Genomic DNA, 17832 nt, shown 5'->3' with positions numbered 1-17832 from the left:
GCGTGCCAACGGTTGCATGCGCTCCAAGCCATTGATTTCACGGTGGCGTCACGCGGAGAGGGAAGAGGGAGTCTTGTCCGCGGACACCGCCGTCGACCGCGACCGGACAGTCGGACACGCCAGCGGACGCCTGGTGCCGACCGTGCCGCAAGTCATTTGCTAGGCCTGTCCCGCGCCGCTAGCCTGTGGCGACTTATCCGTGAAACAGGAGGTTCACCGTGACAAAGAAACCACTCGCCTTGCTGATTGCCGGCGCGCTCACCCTGGCTGGCGGCGTGCCGCTGGCATGGGCGGCTCCGGACTCTGCCCCGGCGGCCATTTCCGCCGCTTCTGCTTCCCGGCAGATTCCCGAGCTTGCGTACAGCCGCTTCACGCTGCCGAACGGCCTGACCGTGGTGGTGCATGAAGACCACAAGGCGCCCGTGGTGGCCGTCAGCGTGTGGTATCACGTCGGCTCGTCCTACGAGCCCAAGGGCAAGACGGGTTTCGCGCATCTGTTCGAGCACCTGATGTTCCAGGGTTCGGAGAACCACAAGGACGAATTCTTCAAGCCGTTCGAGCTGGCCGGCGCCACCGACCAGAACGGCACCACCTGGCTCGACCGCACCAACTACTTCGAGACTGTACCGACCAGCGCGCTGGACATGGCGTTGTGGATGGAATCGGACCGCATGGGCCACCTGCTCGGCGCGATCGGCAAGCCGCAGCTGGACGAGCAGCGCGGCGTGGTGCAGAACGAAAAGCGCCAGGGCGAGAATCAGCCCTACGGCCGTGCCGGCGAACTGATCCAGGCCGAGGCGTTTCCGGCCAATCATCCCTATCACCACGACACCATCGGCTCGATGGATGATCTGAACGCGGCCTCGCTCGGCGACGTCAAGCAGTGGTTCCGCGACTACTACGGCGCGGCGAACACGGTGGTGGTGTTGTCCGGCGACATCACGCCGGCAGTAGCCCGGGAAAAGATGCAGAAGTACTTCGGCGACATCGCCGCCGGCCCGCAGGTGCCGCGTCCGCAGCCGTGGATCGCCGCGCGCGACAGCTCCACCCGCGGCACGATGACCGACAACGTGGCGCAAACGCGCATCTACCGCGAGTGGAACGTGCCGGGCCGGGGCAGCAACGATGAAACCCTGCTGGAACTGGCTGCCGCCGTGCTCGGTGGCAGCAAGACCTCGCGGCTGTACCAGCGGCTGGTCTATCAGGACAAGCTGGCCGACGACGTTTCGGTCGATGTCGACCAGCACGTGCTGGCCAGCATGTTCGAAATGCAGGTCGACGTGAAGAAGGGCGTCGATCCGAACAAGGTCGAGGCCGCCATCGCCGACGAATGGCAGAAATTCCTCAAGCAAGGCCCCACCGCCGACGAGTTGGCGCGGGTGAAGACCGAGGCGCGGGCCTCCTTCGTGCGCGGCCTGGAAAAGGTCAACACGCAGGCCTCGATTCTGGCCCAGGGCCAGCTGTATCACGGCGATCCGGGGCAGTACCTGAAGGACTTCAACGCGTTCATGGCGGCGACCCCGGCCAGCGTCACCACGGTGGCCGAGAAGTGGATCAGCAAGGGCGATTACACCTTGACCGTCGTACCGGGCAAGGTCGATGCCACCGACATGGCCAAGATGGCCGGTCGTGCCGCGGCCACGGGCGTGCCGGCGCCGGTGCTTTCGGCCACGGGTGACTACAAGACGGTGGCCAGCGACGTCGATCGCAGCAAGGGCGTGCCCGCGGTCAGCAGCTTCCCCGATCTCAGCTTCCCGAAGCTGCAGCGCGGCAAGCTCGACAACGGCATCGAGGTGGTTCTGGCCGAACGCCACACGGTGCCGGCGGTGCAGTTGCAGTTGCTGTTCGATGCGGGTTTCGCCGCCGACCAGGGTCGCAAGCTGGGCACCTCCAGCTTCACCATGAACATGCTCGACGAAGGTACCAGGAGCCTGGATTCGGTGGAGATCGCCAAGCGCAAGCAGCGCCTGGGCGCGATCATTGCCAGCGGCTGCGGGCTGGATTACTGCAACGCTTCGCTCAATGCACTCGATGACCAGCTCAAGCCCTCGCTCGACCTGTTCGCCGACATCGTGCGCAACCCGGCGTTCCGCGATGGCGACACCAGCCGCCTGCGCGGGCAGTGGCTGGCGCGTATCGCACAGGAAAAGAGCCAGCCCACCGGCATTGCCCTGCGCACCCTGCCGCCACTGCTGTACGGCAAGGGGCATGCCTACGCCATCCCGTTCACCGGTTCGGGCACCGAGGCCTCGATCAAGTCGCTGACCGCCGCCGACATGCGCAGCTTCATGGACGATTACATCCGTCCGGACAACATGCAGATCCTGGTTGCCGGCGACACCACGCTGGACAAGATCATCCCGCAGTTGAACGCGGCGTTCGGCGACTGGAAGGCACCGACCGGCAAGGTGCCGGCGAAGAACATCGGCAAGGTCGCGCCACCGCCGCAGGTGCGCGTGTTCCTGGTCGATCGCCCGGGAGCGCAGCAGAGCCTGATCCTCGCCGGCAGCCTGGCCCCTTCCACCGAAGCGGCCAACAATCTGGAAATCCAGACCATGAACGGTGCCTTCGGCGGCACCTTCACCTCGCGCCTCAACATGAACCTGCGCGAGGACAAGCACTGGGCCTACGGCGCCTTCAGCTTTCTGCAGAACGCGGTGGGGCAGCGCCCGTTCATGCTGTACGCCCCGGTGCAGACCGACAAGACCGCGCCATCGATTGCCGAAATGCTCAAGGAAGCCAACGGCGTGATCGGCGACAAGCCGCTGACCGATGCCGAGATCAGCAAGGTCAAGGTCGGCGATGTGCGCAGCCTGCCGGGCGAGTACCAGACCACCTCGGCGGTAATGGGCGCGATGCAGGGTATCGCCCTGTACCACCGTCCGGACGACTACGTGCAGACCCTGAAGTCGCGCATCGAAAGCCAGAGCGATGTCTCGGTCGAGGCGGCGGCGAAGCAGATCATCCATCCGGACCAGCTGACCTGGGTGATCGTTGGCGATCTGGCGAAAATCGAGGCGCCGATCCGTGCCTTGAAGCTTGGCCAGGTGCAGGTGCTCGATGCCGATGGCAAGCCGGTGGCCGACAAGCCGGCCAAATGAACATGGGTGCAGCATCGGGATGAACCGATGCCACACCTTGTGTTGCAGCCGCGGGACGCGACCGCGTCACCGCGTTAGGATGGAGGCCGGGCCGCAAGGTCCGGCCTCTTCCATATCCACTGTCACTGTTGCGGAGCCCTTCATGCGCAAGACCCTGCTGTTGCTCGCCCCCGTGTTGCTGCTGAGTGCCTGCAACTGGGGCATCACCATGGATCCGGCGGCGAAGAACGTGCGCACCGCCTGGAGCGGTGATGTATCTGCCTGTCGTGACCTGGGCAAGGTCACCGTTTCGGTGATGGACCATGTCGGTCCGGTCGACCGCAACGACATCAGGGTGCGCGACGAACTGGAAGTGCTGGCCCGCAACGAAGCGGCCAAGATGCACGCCGACACCATCAAGCCACTGGCCGAACCTGCCGATGGTTCGCAGCCGTGGGGGGCGTATCAGTGTGGTGCGCGCGTGCCGGCGGCTACCCCGGCGCCGACCAATCCTTCTCCGGGCTCGGCTTCCGGCAATGCGCAGACCTTTCCGATCCAGCACTGAGCCCCTTGGCGTGCGCTGGTCAGGGCCGGGTCGTCGCGGGAATCCACAACTCGATCACGTTGGGTTCGCCGCGGATGGATAGCGGGAACGGCACGGCCTGGGCGGCCCTGGTCGAGGTGAATGGCCGGGTTGCATCAAGCCACGTGCTGATGGCCGAAGCGCAGGCGGTGCCGGCGCCGCTGTAGAGCACGGTGGGCGCATGCCACTGGAACGGCAGCGTGCGGCCATGGCTGGCCGCACTGGCCGTGACGTTCTCGATGCCGGGAGTGGCCACGCCGAGATCGCGCAACTGCGGCAACAGGGCTTCGGCGCTGGCGCGTTCGGCTTCGTCGTAGATCTGCGTGTAGACGATGAAGCGGCGCGAAACCCCCTGGGTACAGGCGCGGCGCGCCGCGTCGGCTAGCGCGGCGGGATCGGCGTGCGGCGGGGCAGGCGCCGCCGCCGTGGCGGATTCCGCGCCAGGGCTTTCCGCATGCGGCCGGTCCGGACTGCCGCTCGAAGTTTCCGGTGCTTCGATCGGTGGTGCCGCCATCGGCGCGGATGGCGGCGGCGCCGCCATTTGCGGCACGTCACCGGACATGCTTTCGATGGGCGCCGCCGCCGTGGCGATCGCTGCGGACTTCGTCGGCGCGGCCGTCGTGCTCACGGCCGTTACAGGCACCGTGTTGGTGGCGATGGCTGCATCGGGGTCGAGCGCCACCCTCGGCGGCCAGTCGCGGTAGCCGACCATGGCACGGTCCCATGAGGTCAGCGACGGCCCGTCGCCCAGCATGGTCAGATCGTTGTTGCAGGCGGTGGCGAGCTTGCCGGGCGCCAGGTCGGCGCATTTCGCCTGCAATGCATCGGCCAGACTGTCCACCATCAGGCGAATCGAATCGGGGTACGGCGGTGCTCCCGCCTGCGAACGGAACAACTGCACCGACGCATCCATGGCCGCGTCGAAGCTGGCATCGCTGCCGATCGACCTGCCCAGGTCGCGGGCCGCATCGGTGACCAGCTTCTGCTGCGCGATACCCTGCTGCAGATGGGCGTCCCATGCCTGCCAGCCGGCCAGCGCCAGGCCGACGATCGCACTCAAGCCGAGCGATGCGCCGACGGTGGCGGTAACCCGCTGGCGCAGCGACATCGCGCTCTTCTGCACCTCCGGCGCCAGCGGCCCGATGCTGGCGGCGTCGCCTTGCAGGGCAAGCGCAGGAAGCGCCTCGAGCGCCGCGCGATCGAGCGGCCGGCCCAGCAATTCACCGAGCTGGCAGTAGCTTTCCCATTGCGCCTCGTCGAAGAACTGATCCCCGGTGCCTTGCTGCGGGAAACTCACGTCGCGATTGGCATAGCCGACCAGGTCCAGCGGCGAATCCGTCGGCTGGCGCGGCTTCACCACCAGCAAGGCGCCGGTGTTGCCGCTGCGATAGCGGATGCGGGCAAGCAGCAGGCTTTGCGCGCCAGGCCCCGGCATCACGTTGTCCGGGGTGCCGAGCCTGGCCAGCAGTGCCGGATCGATGCGATCCGCAGGCAATGTGGCGGGGTCGATGAATTCGATGCTGGCGGCATAGTCGATGCGTGCCTTGCGGGCCAGGTTTTCGGCGTCCGCGAACAGATAGTTCGGGTCGGCGCCGCAATCGGCCAGCACGATCAACTTCAGCTCGCGCTTGAGCAGGGCGTAAACGCCGGTGTTGTCGAAATGCCCGCCGTCGGACACGTACCACACCGGACCCTGCAGGCCGGGAAAGCGCGCCAGCATTTCCTGCAGTGCCGCGCGCGACTTGCCCAGCCACGACCATGAGAGCGCAGGCTTGCCGAGTCGGTTGCGCCACCAGTAGCCAAGACGGAAGCCACTGAGAAAGGTGAGCACCGCCACCCCGGGCCGGGTCATCGAGCCCATGCCGGAGCCGGCGGCGGCACCGGAAATGGCGATCCACTCGGCCAGCGTGGTGCCCTGCAACGGCGCGCCTGCCTCGGCGGGGAGTGCCTGCGCCGGCTGGGTGCCGGTCTCCACGCCGAACGGGCCGACGGTCAGGCAGATGCCCTTGCGGTCGGCGTTGAAGGCCTCGGTGCGATCGTCGATGGTCTGGTTGATGCAGCAGTTGATCAGATGAATCGGGCCGCCGTGCCGGTGCGGCGCGTAATCCGTAAACGCCACATCGTCGTGATCGAGCAGCTCGGTGACCTTGATCACCGCCTGTGCGGTGGCGGAGTCCTTCGACTGCAGTGGCGACGTCGGGAAGCGCGTGGCGCCCGCGGCGCCGGCGGGCTGGTTGCCCACCGCGACATAGGTGCGCGCGATGCGCGAGCGGTAGAACGCGTGCAGCGACGAGCGGTTGATCGCCTGCAGGTTGCGTCCGGTCACCGCCACATACGCAAGGCAGGGCACCACCACCGCCAGCCAGCGCCACCAAGCCGTCGAGGCCGATGTGGCGGCACCCATGAAAAACAGCAGATATTGCAGTGCGCTCAACCAGAACAGCACCAGCACGCCGAGCAGCAGCAAGCCACACAGGTTGGCGATCAGGGCGAGTGGCAGGCGCGCCAGACTGGGCTTGTCGTTGCGCGGCTGCAGTGCCGGCAAGGCGAAGCGCGCCACCGCCACCAGCAGCGCAACCAGGCCCGCGCCGCTCCACGCCGGCTGGTGCCATGCGCCGGACTGCAGCATCCATGCCAGGAACCAGCCGAGCAGATCGGCGGTGCCGAGCAGCAGCAGAAGCAGCACACCCTTCAGCACCGAGGTGAGGCTGATGGTGTATTGCACCCGAGCCTCGGCGGGGTGATTGCCGCGAATCCGCGTCCACAACCATGCCAGCGGAATGGCCAGCAGCACCAGGCCGGTGAGCAGCAACAGGCCCGGGCCGTGTCGCGCATCGAGCGGGCAGGCCTGCCACAACAGATAGCCGCCGAGCGCGGTGGTGACAGCGACGATGGTCAGGTCGCCGGCCATCGAGCCGTCTTCCGGGTCGCGCGACCACCAGTAGGCGAACGCACAGGCCGCTGCCAGCCAGCCGAGCGGGGCCAGCCCCAGCCACCACAGATTCACCGTCAGCCACGGCAGGTGCTGCGCGTAGAGCGGATAGCAGATCAGGTGCGGCAGCACCACGGCAGATGCCGCCAGCGCGAGCAACACCGCGATCTCGAACTGGGTGGCCACGAAGCCGCGCAACTGTCCCGCGGCGGCTTGCAGCAGATCGCCGGCGCCGGCGGGTGTCAGATAGCGACCATTGCTGCGCAACCACCACAGCAGCAGCGAACGATCATTGGCCAGGCCTTGCTCGACCTGCTGCGGCGTCGTGGCCGGATTGAACAGACGTCCAAACGCGGCGCCGACATAGCCGCCGCCGGACACGGTCGACAGGTAATCGAAGCGGTGCAGCACGCCGTTGCGCGCCAGCGCGCGCAACAGGCCCAGGCAGAACGTGGCGCTGCGCACGCCGCCGCCGGACAGCGCCAGGCCGATGGCAGGGGCCTGGCGCTCCACGCCGGCGCGCTCGCGCCGCGTGTCGAGCAGCAGCTGCTCCGGCGAGGCCGGCGTGTCGAGCGGCGTCGGTGCTTCCCTGATCTGAATCATGGCGCTCTCCCCGGGCGTTGCTGTCCTTGCATGCAGCGGGTGAGGTTATGCGCCAGCGATCGGCCGCCGGCAAGTGCCGACAAGGGCTCGCTGGAACTGGCGAGTTGGCGTGTTCATTGCAGACACCGCCACGCCTCTTGTCAAGCCGCCGGCATCCGGCATATCATTCACATCTTGATAGTACATAAATGTATTACATACGTGGCATCAATAACTATGATCAGCAACAGTTTTGCCCCCACCGAGCAGCGGCTGGCCGTCACCTGTCGCCGTCATCCGGCCTTCCCCCGCGAGCCGGCGGTGCTGGTGCGGCTGGTCAAGCACATCTACCGGCGTGTGCATGACGACGCCAACGCATCGCTCAAGCCATGGGGCATCAATCATCCGGAATACAATCTGCTGATGATGCTGTACGGCACCGAGGGCTATACGCTCAATCCCTCGCAGCTGGCCGAGGCGGCGGGCGAGAAGGCCGCCAACATCACGCGACTGACCAACGGTCTTTGCGACCGCGGACTGATCCGGCGGACAGCCAGCAAGGAGGATCGTCGCAAGATTGCGCTTGGCTTGACCAAGGCCGGTATCGCGATGATCGAGAGCTTCCTGCCCGATGTCTGCAGCCTGCTGGAACGCCAGGCCACCGCGTTGCAGCCGCGCGAGATGGCGCAGCTGGAAAAGCTGCTGAAGAAATTTCTGGATCATCTCGGTCCGGCCTGAATCGTGTCCGTCGCTTCCCCCATCGCCTCCGCCCCGTTGCCGCCGCGCTGGTCGTGGCTGGCCGACTTTCTCGCCGGCGAGCGGCGCGCCTGGATCTTCGTGGGCAAGTCGCTGCTGGCCATCTATATCGCCGCGTGGCTGGCGATGTGGCTGCAACTGGAACAGCCGGCGACCGCCATGATCACGGTCGCGATCGTGATGAACCCGCACAGCGGCATGGTGCTGGCGAAGAGCTTCTACCGTGCGATCGGCACGCTGGCGGGCAGTGTGTGCGGACTGCTGCTGCTGGCGCTGTTCCCGCAGCAACGCGAGCTGTTCCTGCTGAGCCTGTCGCTGTGGGTCGCGTTGTGCGCGGGTGGCGCCATGCTGCACCGCAACTTCATGTCGTATGGTTTCGTGCTGGCCGGCTATACGGCCGCGATCGTCACGCTGCCGGCGATCACCAACCCGCTCCATGTGTTCGACACCGCGGTGATGCGTGTCAGCGAGGTGTTGCTCGGTATCCTGGTGGCTGCGGTGGTCAGCGACCTGGTATGGCCGCAACGGCTGCGCCCGCTGTTGCGGCAGAATGCACGCCGGCAGTTCGCGCAGTTCATCGACTTCGTGCGCGACAGCACCGGCGGCAGCATCCCGCGGGCCCGGATGGAGCAGGCGCATCTCGCGTTCGTGCGCGCCGCGGTGCAACTGGAGGACATGCGCGCCTCGGTGGTATTCGAGGATCCGGAAGTGCACGCACGCAGCGCCCGCATGCGCCTGCTCAACCAGCGCTACATGTCGGCTGCCACCAGCTTCCAGTCGCTGCATCATCTGATCAACCGGCTGCAGCGCAGCGGCGGTCAACGCGCTGCCGATGCCCTGATCATGCTGTATCGGCCGATTGGCACGGCGCTGTCGCCCGCGCTGGCGCTGCGGCATCAGACGAGCGTTCTTGCCGAGCGCCTGACCGCATGCATGACGCAGTTGCCGGTGCAGGCTGCGGCCTTGCGCGAGCCGCTGGGCACGCCGCTGGCCGAACTGGAATTCGATACCGGCGCGGCCTTGCTGCAGCGTTTCGCGGTCGAGTTGCGCGACTTCGCGGCGCTGGAAGGTTCGCTGGGCGGCACGCAGACGCGCGGCAGCGTGGAGCGCGTGCATTTTCGTCGCGGCAACGACCTTCCCGGCGCGGCGATCGCGGTGCTGCGCACCTTCCTCACCATGGCGACGCTCAGCGCGTTCTGGCTGGCCAGCGGCTGGGCGTTTGGCGCCAGCGCGATGTTGCTGGCGACGATCTTCAGCGGCCTGCTGGCCGCCTCGCCGAATCCGGTCGGCGCCGCCACGCAGACCCTGTACGGCTATGCCGCCGGCATGCTGGGCGCGTTCCTGGTGGTGTTCTGGCTGATGCCCGGCAGCGATGGCTTCCCCAGCCTGGTTGCGGTCAGCGCGGCGTTCCTGCTGATCGGGCCCTACCTCAGCACGCGTGACACGCTGCCTGGTGTGGGCGCGGGTTACACGCTCGGCTTCGTCTACATCCTCGCGCTGAAGAATCCGATGGTGTACGACCCCACGCATTTCCTGAATGATGCGATCGCGCAAGTCGCCGGCATCGCACTGTCGGGCATCGCGTTCGTGTTCGTGCCGGCGGTGACCGGCACCGGCTGGCAACGCGGGCGGCAGTTGCGCCGCTTGCGCGAACTGGTGGCATTGGCGGCGAGTGCGCCGCTGGAAGGGCTGGCCTGGCGCTTCGAAAGCGTCAGCCGCGACCTGTTCCAGCAGATGGTGACGCATACGCGGCCGGGCAGTGACGAATCGCGCAGCCTGCTGGCATGGGGGCTGGCGGTGCAGGAGAGCGGCCGCGCGGTGCTGGAGTTGCGCCAGGATCTGGCCGATGGCCGGCGTGTGGCGGGGGCGGTTTGCGACGTCGTGAACGTCGCCTTGCAGACGGTGGCCCGGTTGTATCGCCAGCCGGCGGCGGCGCGCTGGCGCGAAGCCGACGCGGCAGTGGGCGCGGCGATCACGTCGGCTGCGGCCATGCCGACGGTGCGCCAACATCTGTTTCAGCTGCGCAGTGCGCTGCACGATGATGAATCGCCGATGGCTCTGCATATGCCATCGCCCTCCCACCCGTCTTTGCCGGGGTCTGGCCATGCCGCATGAAGTCGCTTTCCGTGGCGTGCTGCTGCCCGGGCTGTTGCCGGTGTTCCTCGGCTGCCTGTTGCTGATGGTGCTGATCGACATGGTGGTCGGTCGCTTCGGCCTGTATCGCCATGTCTGGCATCCGTCGCTGTTCCGGTTTGCCTTGTTCGTCTGTCTGTTCGGCGCCGCCGGACTCCTGCTGCTTCGCTGAAGTCATCCCATGAAAGTCCAGTCATTGTTGCGCTTCCTGATCACCGCCGCGGTGGTCGTCATTGCCGTGCTGCTTGGCCATGCGTTGTGGAAGCAGTACCTGTATTCGCCGTGGACGCGCGACGGCCGCGTGCGTGCCGAGGTGGTACGGGTGGCGCCGGACGTGTCCGGTCTGGTCACCCGCGTCGCCGTGCTCGACAACCAGTTCGTGCACAAGGGCGACGTGCTGTTCGGCATCGATCCGGCGCGCTTCCGCTACGCGGTGGATCAGGCGCAGGCCAACCTGGATGCCGCCGAAGCCAGCGCCCGCGCGGCCGGTGCCAACATCAACGCCGCGCTGGCGACGGCGGCGGCGCGCAAGGCCGATTACGACATGCGCGCGAAAGAGGCTTCGCGACGCCAGCGTCTCGGTGACGTGATCGCGGAGGAGGTGCGCAGCGACGCGCAGTCCGCCGCCCATTCCGCCCAGGCCACCTGGCAGCAGGCGCAGGCCGGCGGCCATCAGGCATCGGCCGCGCGCGAGCAGGCACAGGCGGCCGTCGAGCAGGCGCGGGTCGCGCTGGATCAGGCGCGGCTCAATCTCGAGCGCACCGACGTGCGCGCGCCGGTGGCCGGTTATGTCACCAATCTCGACATCCGCGCGGGCGACTACGCCGCCACCGGCATCCCGCGCCTCGCCCTGATCGACAGCCACAGCTATTACATCTACGGCTATTTCGAGGAAACCAAGCTGCCGCAGCTGCGTGTGGGCGATCCGGTCGACATCCGCCTGATGGCCGGCGGCGTGCACCTGAAAGGCTCGATCAGCGGCGTCGCCCACGGCATCACCGACAGCGACAATCCCACCGGCAGCGACCTGCTGGCCGACGTCAACCCCACCTTCAACTGGGTACGGCTGGCCCAGCGCGTGCCGGTGCGCATCGCGATCGACACCAGCCAGCTGCCGGCCGACACCCTGCTCGCCGCCGGCATGACCGCCACCATCGAAGTGCGGCCGCGTGCCCCGGCCCGTAGCGAACCGGTGCATGCCGGCACCGGCGGCTGATGTCGTGGCTGGGCGCTGCCAGGCGCATCATTCGCCCCGGTTTGCGATGATGGGCGTTGTTACCCATGGTTGTGCCGATGAACAAGCTGATTTCCGCCCCGGGTCGCCTCGCGCGCCGCATGCTGCCTTTTCCGCGCCGGCGCAAGCCGGGCGCAGTGCTGGACGCCTTGCCGTTCTTTGCCGTGCCGGCCGCCGCGATCACCGTGCTGCCCGATCCGGCGGCCTTCCGCCAGACGCTGTTGCGCCTGATCGCCAGCGCCACCCGGCGTATCGTGATCGTCACGCTGTACCTGCAGGACGACGATGGCGGCCGCGAGGTGCTCGATGCGCTGTATGCGGCGAAGGCGCGGCAGCCGGCGTTGCAGATTTCGGTTTTCGTTGACTGGCATCGCGCGCAGCGCGGCCTCATCGGCAAGCAGAAGAGCGAAGGCAATGCCGGCATGTACCGCGAGTACGCCCGGCGGTTCGGGCCCGGCGTGGACATCTACGGGGTACCGGTGCAGAGCCGCGAACTGTTCGGTGTGCTGCACCTGAAGGGTTTCGTGATCGACGACGCCGTGCTCTACAGCGGCGCCAGCCTCAACGATGTTTACCTGGCCCGGCATGGACGCTATCGGCTCGATCGGTATCACCTGCTGCGGCACGCCGGGCTGGCCGACGCGATGGCCGGGTTCGTGCAGCAGCATTTCGTCGGCAGCGAGGCGGTGCGGCGATTGAACGTGGCTGATGTGCCCGGCACCCGCACCTTGCAGCCGGCGATCCGCGAATTCCGCCAGGCGCTGCAGCGCGCCCGCTACGAGGTGCCGCACGCCACGCTGGCGGCGGGCCAGGTGATGGTGACCCCGCTGCCCGGCTTCGGTCGCAACGACAACGCGCTCAACGAGGCGCTGCTCGACCTGTTGCGCAGCACGCGCGAGCGACTGATCGTGCTGACCCCGTATTTCAACCTGCCGCGCCCGGTGCGGTTGGTGCTGGGCCAGCTGCTGCGTCGCGGTTGCCGCATCGACATCATGGTCGGCGACAAGACCGCCAACGATTTCTACATCCCGCCTGGCGAGCCGTTCAAGACCATCGGCCTGCTGCCCTATCTGTACGAGAACAACCTGCGCCGCTTCGCGCGTGCGCACCGCCGGCAGATCGACAGCGGCCAGCTCAACCTGCACCTGTGGCGCGACGGCGACAACAGCTATCACCTGAAGGGCCTGTTGATCGACGACGACGTGGCCGTGCTGACCGGCAACAACCTCAATCCGCGTGCGTGGTCGCTGGACCTGGAAAACGGCTTGATCCTGCGTGACCCCTCACGCCTGCTGCAGGCGAGGCACTCCGCGGAATGGGCGGCGTTGCGCCAGCACGCCACGCGACTGGCGGACTATCACGCACTGGAAAGCCCGCGACGGTATCCGGCCGAGGTACGCAAGCTGCTGAAGCGGCTCAAGCGTACCCAGCTCGACCGGTTGCTCAACCGGCTGCTGTAGAGGCATACCGAAGTGCGTGAATCCTGTTCGTCACCAAGCGCATCGCGCGCAAGGTGCGCTGTTACCGGTTTGCCGCCAGGCGGCTCAGGCGCATGTCCAGCCAGTTCGCCACGTTCGGCCACTCTTCGGCGAGGATGCTGAAGCACACGGTGTTGCGCAGGCTGCCATCGACGCGCCGCTTGTGCGCGCGCAGCACGCCTTCGCGCTGGGCGCCCAGGCGTTCGATCGCGCGCTGCGAATCCTCGTTCATTTCGTCGGTGTGGAAGGCCACCGCCACGCAACCCAGCGTCTCGAACGCGTGCTCCAGCAACAGCCGCTTGCAGGCGGTGTTGAGATGGCTTTTCTGCCAGCGCTTGGCGTACCAGGTGTAGCCGACGGCGAGGCGGGGAAGGGCAGCGTCGATTTCGTAATAGCGCGTGCTGCCGACGATCTCGCCGGTGCCCGCTTCACGCACGGCGAACGGCAACATGTGGCCCTCGGCCTGGGCTTGCAGAGCCTTTGCCACATATTCCCGTGCCTGCCCCGGCGGCGGCACGCTGGTGACCCGGAGGTTCCACAACTCGCCGTCGGCGGCGGCGGCTTCCAGTGCCGGCACGTGTTCCAGGCTCAACGGTTCCAGCACGACGTGGTCGTCCTGCAGTCGGATCGGGGTGAACGCAGTCATGGGCATCCGGGGTGTTCAGGCGTCGAGGTCGGGGATCAGCTTGCTCTCGAGCCGCGCGATGTGATCCTTCAACAGCAGCTTGCGTTTCTTCAGCCGGGTCAGCTGCAGCTCGTCGCGACCGATCGCGAAGGCAAACCGATCGATCGCCGCGTCGAGGTCGCGGTGTTCCATCCGCAACTCGGCGAGCAGATGGACGATTTCAGCGTGATCCTGGACCTGCATGACGGTGATGAGGCTGGGCGGCGGTCCTCCAAGTGTAACGCCGATTGGCCCCGCTGATTCCGGCGGGTTTGGCGGCGCTGCGCGCGCATGCGGCTGGCGGCGGCCGGGGCCGCTACAATGAAGGGCTCCTGTCCCTGCCTCGGCCGTCATGTCCGTCCCGTTGCCGATCTCCCGCCCTCACGTTACCGACACCGGCAAGCTGGCCCGACGCCTGCGTCGCCAGGTGGGGCAGGCCGTGGGCGATTTCGGCATGATCGAGGACAGCGACAAGGTGATGGTGTGCCTTTCCGGCGGCAAGGATTCGTACACCTTGCTCGACCTGCTGCTGCAGTTGCAGGCGAAGGCGCCGGTGCGCTTCGAACTGATCGCGGTGAATCTGGACCAGAAACAGCCGGGGTTTCCCGAACACGTGCTGCCCGACTACCTGCGTGCGCGCGGCGTACCGTTCCACATCATCGAGCAGGACACCTACAGCACGGTGACCCGGGTGATTCCCGCGGGCAAGACCATGTGCAGCCTGTGCTCGCGCCTGCGTCGCGGGGCGCTGTATTCGTGGGCTGCCGCGAATGGCATCACCAAGGTCGCGCTCGGTCATCATCGCGACGACATCCTCGCCACCTTCTTTCTCAACCTGTTCTACCAGGCGCAGTTGAAGGCCATGCCGCCGAAGCTGCGCTCGGACGACGGTCGCCACGTGGTGATCCGCCCGCTGGCGTATTGCCGCGAGCAAGATATCGCCGAGTACGCCACGCAGCAGCAGTTCCCGATCATTCCGTGCAACCTGTGCGGCTCGCAGGACAACCTGCAGCGCCAGGCGATACGGCGGATGCTGGCGGACTGGGAGTTGCACCAACCCGGACGCAGCGAGAACATCTTTCGTGCGCTGAGCCACGTGTCACCCTCGCAACTGGCCGACCGTCAACTGTTCGACTTTCACTTCGGTGCGTCTGCCGCGGCTTCCGACTGGCCGGTCGAGGCAGCGGACGAGAACCACGCTGCGCAGGCTTGAACCTCTTTCATCCACTTCACTGTCGAGTAACCGCCGTGTCCTTCTTTGCCTCCGTTGAAATGGCCCCGGGCGACCCGATCCTGGGACTCACCGAGACCTACCTGGCCGATCCGCGTCCGGGCAAGATCAATCTTGGCGTGGGCATCTACGTCGACGAGCAGGGCCGCATTCCGCTGCTGCCGAGCGTGCACGAAGTGGAGAACGCCCTGGCCGCCGCCGCGAAACCGCGCGGCTATCTGCCGATCGACGGCCTGGCCGCGTACAACCAGCTGACCCAGCAGTTGGTGTTCGGCGCCCAGTCGCCGGTGCTGGCGGCGGGCCGCGTGGCCACCGCGCAGACCATCGGCGGCAGCGCCGCGCTGCGCGTGGCCGCCGATCTGCTCAAGCAGGTCAGCGGTGCCGGCGCGAAGATCGCGATCAGCAACCCGAGCTGGGGCAACCACCACGTGGTGTTCCGCACGGCCGGCTTCGAGCTGATGGAATACCGCTATTACGACGCCGCCACGCATGGCCTGGATTTCACCGGCATGCTGGAGGATCTGGGCCGGCTGGAACCGGGCACGGTGGTGCTGCTGCACGCCTGCTGCCACAACCCCACTGGCGTGGATCTGGACGCGGCGCAGTGGCACCAGCTGATCGAGCTGCTGAAGGAGCGCAGGCTGCTGCCGTTCGTCGACATGGCCTACCAGGGCTTCGACCAGGGCACCGAAGCCGACGCCACGGCCGTGCGCCTGCTCGGCGAATCGGGCATCGACGCCTTCGTGGTCGCCAACTCCTACTCGAAGTCGTTCTCGCTGTACGGCGAGCGGGTCGGCGCGTTGTCGATGGTCGGTGTCGATCGCGACGAGGCCGCGCGGCTGCAGTCGAAGATCAAGCAGGTCATCCGCACGATCTATTCCAGCCCGTCCACCCACGGCGCCGCGCTGGTCGCCGGCGTGCTCGGCAGCAGCGAATTGCGCACGCGCTGGGAGGCGGAACTGGGCGGCATGCGCGGGCGCATCCACGCGATGCGTGCGGGTTTCGTCGAGAAACTGGCTGCACTCGACGCGGCGGATTTCGGCTTCATCAACAAGCAAGCGGGCATGTTCTCCTACTCCGGCCTGAGCAAGGCGCAGGTGCACCGGCTGCGGGATGAATACGCGATCTACGCGCTCGACAGCGGACGCATCTGCGTGGCCGCGCTGAACCACGCCAACCTCGATACCGTGGCTGCAGCGGTTGCCGCTGTCTGCCGCTGACACCCTCATGATCGTCATCCTGGCGAAAGCCGGGATCCAGCGTCTTTCATATCAAGGCAATGGATTCCGGCTTTCGCCGGAAAGACGGCGAACCCGCTGCCTCCCGGCGGCACTGATCCGGATTCCTGAATGTTTTTTCGCAACCTCACGCTGTTCCGCTTTTCCCCCGCCGTCGCCACCGATCTCGACCGCCTCGATGAGGCGCTGGCCGAGCACCGCCTGCGCCCGTGCGGCCCGCTGGAAATGTTCACCAGGGGTTTCGTGCCGCCGGTCGGGCGCGGCGAGAACGAGCCGCTCACGCATGCGGTGAAGCAGTGCACCCTGCTCACCGTGGGCGGCGAGGACAAGCTGCTGCCGGCAGCAGTGATCAACGACGAGCTGCAGCGCAAAGTGCAGAAGATCGCCGAAGAGGAAGACCGCAAGGTCGGCGGGCGCGAGCGCAAGCGGATCAAGGAAGACCTGCTGACCGAGCTGCTGCCGCGCGCCTTCGTGCGCAACTCGCGGATGTCCGCCTATGTCGACAAGAAGAATGGCTGGCTGGTGCTCGATACCTCCAGTCGCAAGTCGGCCGAGAACGCGCTGAGCCAGGTGCGCGAGGCGTTGGGCAGCTTCCCGGCGGTGCCGCTGGCGCCGGAGGAAGGCCCGCGGGTGCTGATGACCGACTGGCTGGCCACCGGCAACCTGCCGGCCGGGCTGGCGCTGGGCGACGAATGCGAACTGCGCGACCCGGCCACCGCCACCGGCGCGATCGCCCGCTGCCGCCGGCAGGACCTGGACGCCGAGGAGGTCAAGGAACACCTGCGCAACGGCAAGCAGGTGTTCATGCTCGGTCTCACCTTCGATGAGCGCATCAGCTTCGTGCTGGGCGAAGACCTGATCGTGCGCAAGCTGAAGTTCCTCGACGTGGTGATGGACGAGCTGGGCGACAGCCAGCAGGACGCCCAGGCCGAGCTGGACGCCAGTTTCGCCCTGCTGACGCTGGAACTGGAGCGCTTGCTGGGCAAGCTGGAAGAGTGGTTCGGCCTGCCGCGTCCGGCCGACAGCTGAACGAAATATCCATACCCGTTTCACCTGCGCCCGGGCCATACTGGGAACCCCGCCGCCTTCCGGCAGCGGGGTTCCCCGTTCGATCAGCATGAGCCCAGGCGAGAGCAGGCAGGATCATGGCGCAGCATCTGGAAGGCGACTGGCTGGAACTGGCCACGGCGGGCGGCAGCCTGATCCGCGTGCTGAAGTCCGCCCATCCGCGTGCGCGCCGGCTGCGGCTGACCATCACCCCGCAGGGTGCGCGGGTGACCTATCCGGTCGGCACCCATCCGGCCCAGGTCAGCGCGTTCCTGCGCACCCACGCCGAGTGGCTGGAGCAGAAGCTCGACGAACTCCATCTGATCGTGAAACCGCTGCCGCCGTTGCGCGTGGGCTATCCGTGCAGCTTCCCGCTGCGCGGCGAGACGGCGGCGCTGGACTGGGCCGAAGGTCCGTACCCGAAGATCGAGGCGCAAGCCGACGGGCTGACCCTGGTCATCCCCCGGCCGCATACGCGCGCCCTGCCGATCGCCCGCGGCCTGCTGGCCTCGCACCTGGAATCGCTGATCCGTCGCGACGTCTCCCGCTGGCTGGCCGGCTACGTGCCACTGCTGGGCCTGGCGCCCACCTCACTGCGCATCCGCCCGATGAAAAGCCTGTGGGGCAGCCTGGATACGCGTGACCGCATCAACCTCGACCTCGCGTTGGCGCTGGCCCCGCCGTCGGCGCTGCGCTACGTGCTGGTGCACGAGCTGTGTCATCTGAAAGTGCGCAACCACTCACCGCGGTTCTGGACCCAGGTGGAAAACCTGCTGCCCGGCTGGCGCGAACAGCGCGACTGGCTGCGCCAGCACGGCGCGATCCTGAAGGCCGAACTCGACCGGCTGATCGACGACGTCGCGGACTAGGCGAC

14 protein-coding genes are annotated in these 17832 nt (G+C 67.1%); 11 read left to right on the top strand and 3 right to left on the bottom strand.

The window, feature by feature from the left end:
- The first annotated feature begins 218 nt into the window (after positions 1 to 218).
- Complete coding sequence (locus tag ACQGNJ_RS16965) at positions 219 to 3101, top strand: M16 family metallopeptidase (RefSeq protein WP_426690421.1); 2883 nt, start codon at positions 219 to 221, stop codon at positions 3099 to 3101.
- Between the two features lie 142 nt (positions 3102 to 3243).
- Positions 3244 to 3645 carry a DUF4156 domain-containing protein gene (locus tag ACQGNJ_RS16960; protein WP_426690420.1) on the top strand — a complete coding sequence of 134 codons (402 nt, stop codon included), beginning with the start codon at positions 3244 to 3246 and terminating at the stop codon, positions 3643 to 3645.
- Between the two features lie 19 nt (positions 3646 to 3664).
- Here ACQGNJ_RS16960 and ACQGNJ_RS16955 read toward each other — a convergent pair whose 3' ends face one another.
- Complete coding sequence (locus ACQGNJ_RS16955; protein WP_426690419.1) at positions 3665 to 7198, bottom strand: patatin-like phospholipase family protein; 3534 nt, start codon at positions 7196 to 7198, stop codon at positions 3665 to 3667.
- A gap of 216 nt (positions 7199 to 7414) precedes the next feature.
- Between ACQGNJ_RS16955 and ACQGNJ_RS16950 the strand changes: the two genes are divergently transcribed.
- From ACQGNJ_RS16950 to pssA, 5 genes are all read left to right on the top strand, one after another.
- Positions 7415 to 7915 (top strand): MarR family transcriptional regulator, encoded by a 501-nt coding sequence (locus ACQGNJ_RS16950; protein WP_426690418.1) that lies wholly within the window; start codon positions 7415 to 7417, stop codon positions 7913 to 7915.
- Between the two features lie 3 nt (positions 7916 to 7918).
- Positions 7919 to 10048 carry an FUSC family protein gene (locus ACQGNJ_RS16945; RefSeq protein WP_426690417.1) on the top strand — a complete coding sequence of 710 codons (2130 nt, stop codon included), beginning with the start codon at positions 7919 to 7921 and terminating at the stop codon, positions 10046 to 10048.
- Positions 10038 to 10238 (top strand): DUF1656 domain-containing protein, encoded by a 201-nt coding sequence (locus ACQGNJ_RS16940; RefSeq protein ID WP_426690416.1) that lies wholly within the window; start codon positions 10038 to 10040, stop codon positions 10236 to 10238. Before ACQGNJ_RS16945 ends, ACQGNJ_RS16940 begins: the two co-directional genes overlap by 11 nt.
- Before the next feature lie 9 nt (positions 10239 to 10247).
- Complete coding sequence (locus ACQGNJ_RS16935) at positions 10248 to 11282, top strand: HlyD family secretion protein (protein ID WP_426690415.1); 1035 nt, start codon at positions 10248 to 10250, stop codon at positions 11280 to 11282.
- A gap of 77 nt (positions 11283 to 11359) precedes the next feature.
- The gene (gene pssA, locus ACQGNJ_RS16930; protein WP_426690414.1) at positions 11360 to 12760 is read left to right on the top strand and encodes a CDP-diacylglycerol--serine O-phosphatidyltransferase; all 1401 of its coding nucleotides are present in this window, start codon (positions 11360 to 11362) and stop codon (positions 12758 to 12760) included.
- Positions 12761 to 12821: 61 nt separating this feature from the next.
- Here pssA and ACQGNJ_RS16925 read toward each other — a convergent pair whose 3' ends face one another.
- Together ACQGNJ_RS16925 and ACQGNJ_RS16920 are read right to left on the bottom strand one after the other, a co-directional pair.
- A complete protein-coding gene (locus ACQGNJ_RS16925) occupies positions 12822 to 13424 on the bottom strand; it encodes a GNAT family N-acetyltransferase (RefSeq protein ID WP_426690413.1) in 603 nt (200 codons plus the stop codon).
- Between the two features lie 15 nt (positions 13425 to 13439).
- Positions 13440 to 13646, bottom strand: coding sequence for a YdcH family protein (locus ACQGNJ_RS16920; RefSeq protein WP_426690677.1), 207 nt, complete (start codon positions 13644 to 13646; stop codon positions 13440 to 13442).
- A 148-nt stretch (positions 13647 to 13794) separates the two neighbouring features.
- On the opposite strand from ACQGNJ_RS16920, the gene ttcA reads away from it, so the two are divergent.
- The 4 genes from ttcA to ACQGNJ_RS16900 all read left to right on the top strand — a co-directional run bounded on the left by ttcA (position 13795) and on the right by ACQGNJ_RS16900 (position 17827).
- Complete coding sequence (gene ttcA / locus ACQGNJ_RS16915; protein WP_426690412.1) at positions 13795 to 14655, top strand: tRNA 2-thiocytidine(32) synthetase TtcA; 861 nt, start codon at positions 13795 to 13797, stop codon at positions 14653 to 14655.
- A 35-nt stretch (positions 14656 to 14690) separates the two neighbouring features.
- A complete protein-coding gene (locus tag ACQGNJ_RS16910) occupies positions 14691 to 15893 on the top strand; it encodes an amino acid aminotransferase (protein ID WP_426690411.1) in 1203 nt (400 codons plus the stop codon).
- Between the two features lie 129 nt (positions 15894 to 16022).
- Positions 16023 to 16940, top strand: coding sequence for a recombination-associated protein RdgC (locus ACQGNJ_RS16905; RefSeq protein ID WP_426690410.1), 918 nt, complete (start codon positions 16023 to 16025; stop codon positions 16938 to 16940).
- Between the two features lie 116 nt (positions 16941 to 17056).
- Positions 17057 to 17827: a M48 family metallopeptidase gene (locus ACQGNJ_RS16900; protein ID WP_426690409.1), complete on the top strand. Its 771-nt coding sequence runs from the start codon at positions 17057 to 17059 to the stop codon at positions 17825 to 17827.
- Positions 17828 to 17832 lie beyond the last annotated feature (5 nt).

Source organism: Rhodanobacter ginsengiterrae (assembly GCF_050026815.1).
In the GTDB taxonomy this organism is placed as follows: Bacteria; Pseudomonadota; Gammaproteobacteria; order Xanthomonadales; family Rhodanobacteraceae; genus Rhodanobacter; species Rhodanobacter ginsengiterrae.
The sequence above is the reverse complement of the archived record's forward strand: the minus strand, read 5'-3'. Positions and strand labels throughout refer to the sequence as shown.

Excerpts from the sequence above, each read along its gene's own strand:
- ACQGNJ_RS16925 (WP_426690413.1), bottom strand. The coding sequence starts at position 13,424 with ATGACTGCGTTCACCCCGATCCGACTGCAGGACGACCACGTCGTGCTG.
- ACQGNJ_RS16960 (WP_426690420.1), top strand. The coding sequence starts at position 3,244 with ATGCGCAAGACCCTGCTGTTGCTCGCCCCCGTGTTGCTGCTGAGTGCC.
- ttcA (WP_426690412.1), top strand. The coding sequence starts at position 13,795 with ATGTCCGTCCCGTTGCCGATCTCCCGCCCTCACGTTACCGACACCGGC.
- ACQGNJ_RS16940 (WP_426690416.1), top strand. The coding sequence starts at position 10,038 with ATGCCGCATGAAGTCGCTTTCCGTGGCGTGCTGCTGCCCGGGCTGTTG.
- ACQGNJ_RS16920 (WP_426690677.1), bottom strand. The coding sequence starts at position 13,646 with ATGCAGGTCCAGGATCACGCTGAAATCGTCCATCTGCTCGCCGAGTTG.
- ACQGNJ_RS16950 (WP_426690418.1), top strand. The coding sequence starts at position 7,415 with ATGATCAGCAACAGTTTTGCCCCCACCGAGCAGCGGCTGGCCGTCACC.
- ACQGNJ_RS16935 (WP_426690415.1), top strand. The coding sequence starts at position 10,248 with ATGAAAGTCCAGTCATTGTTGCGCTTCCTGATCACCGCCGCGGTGGTC.
- ACQGNJ_RS16955 (WP_426690419.1), bottom strand. The coding sequence starts at position 7,198 with ATGATTCAGATCAGGGAAGCACCGACGCCGCTCGACACGCCGGCCTCG.
- ACQGNJ_RS16900 (WP_426690409.1), top strand. The coding sequence starts at position 17,057 with ATGGCGCAGCATCTGGAAGGCGACTGGCTGGAACTGGCCACGGCGGGC.
- pssA (WP_426690414.1), top strand. The coding sequence starts at position 11,360 with ATGAACAAGCTGATTTCCGCCCCGGGTCGCCTCGCGCGCCGCATGCTG.
- ACQGNJ_RS16905 (WP_426690410.1), top strand. The coding sequence starts at position 16,023 with ATGTTTTTTCGCAACCTCACGCTGTTCCGCTTTTCCCCCGCCGTCGCC.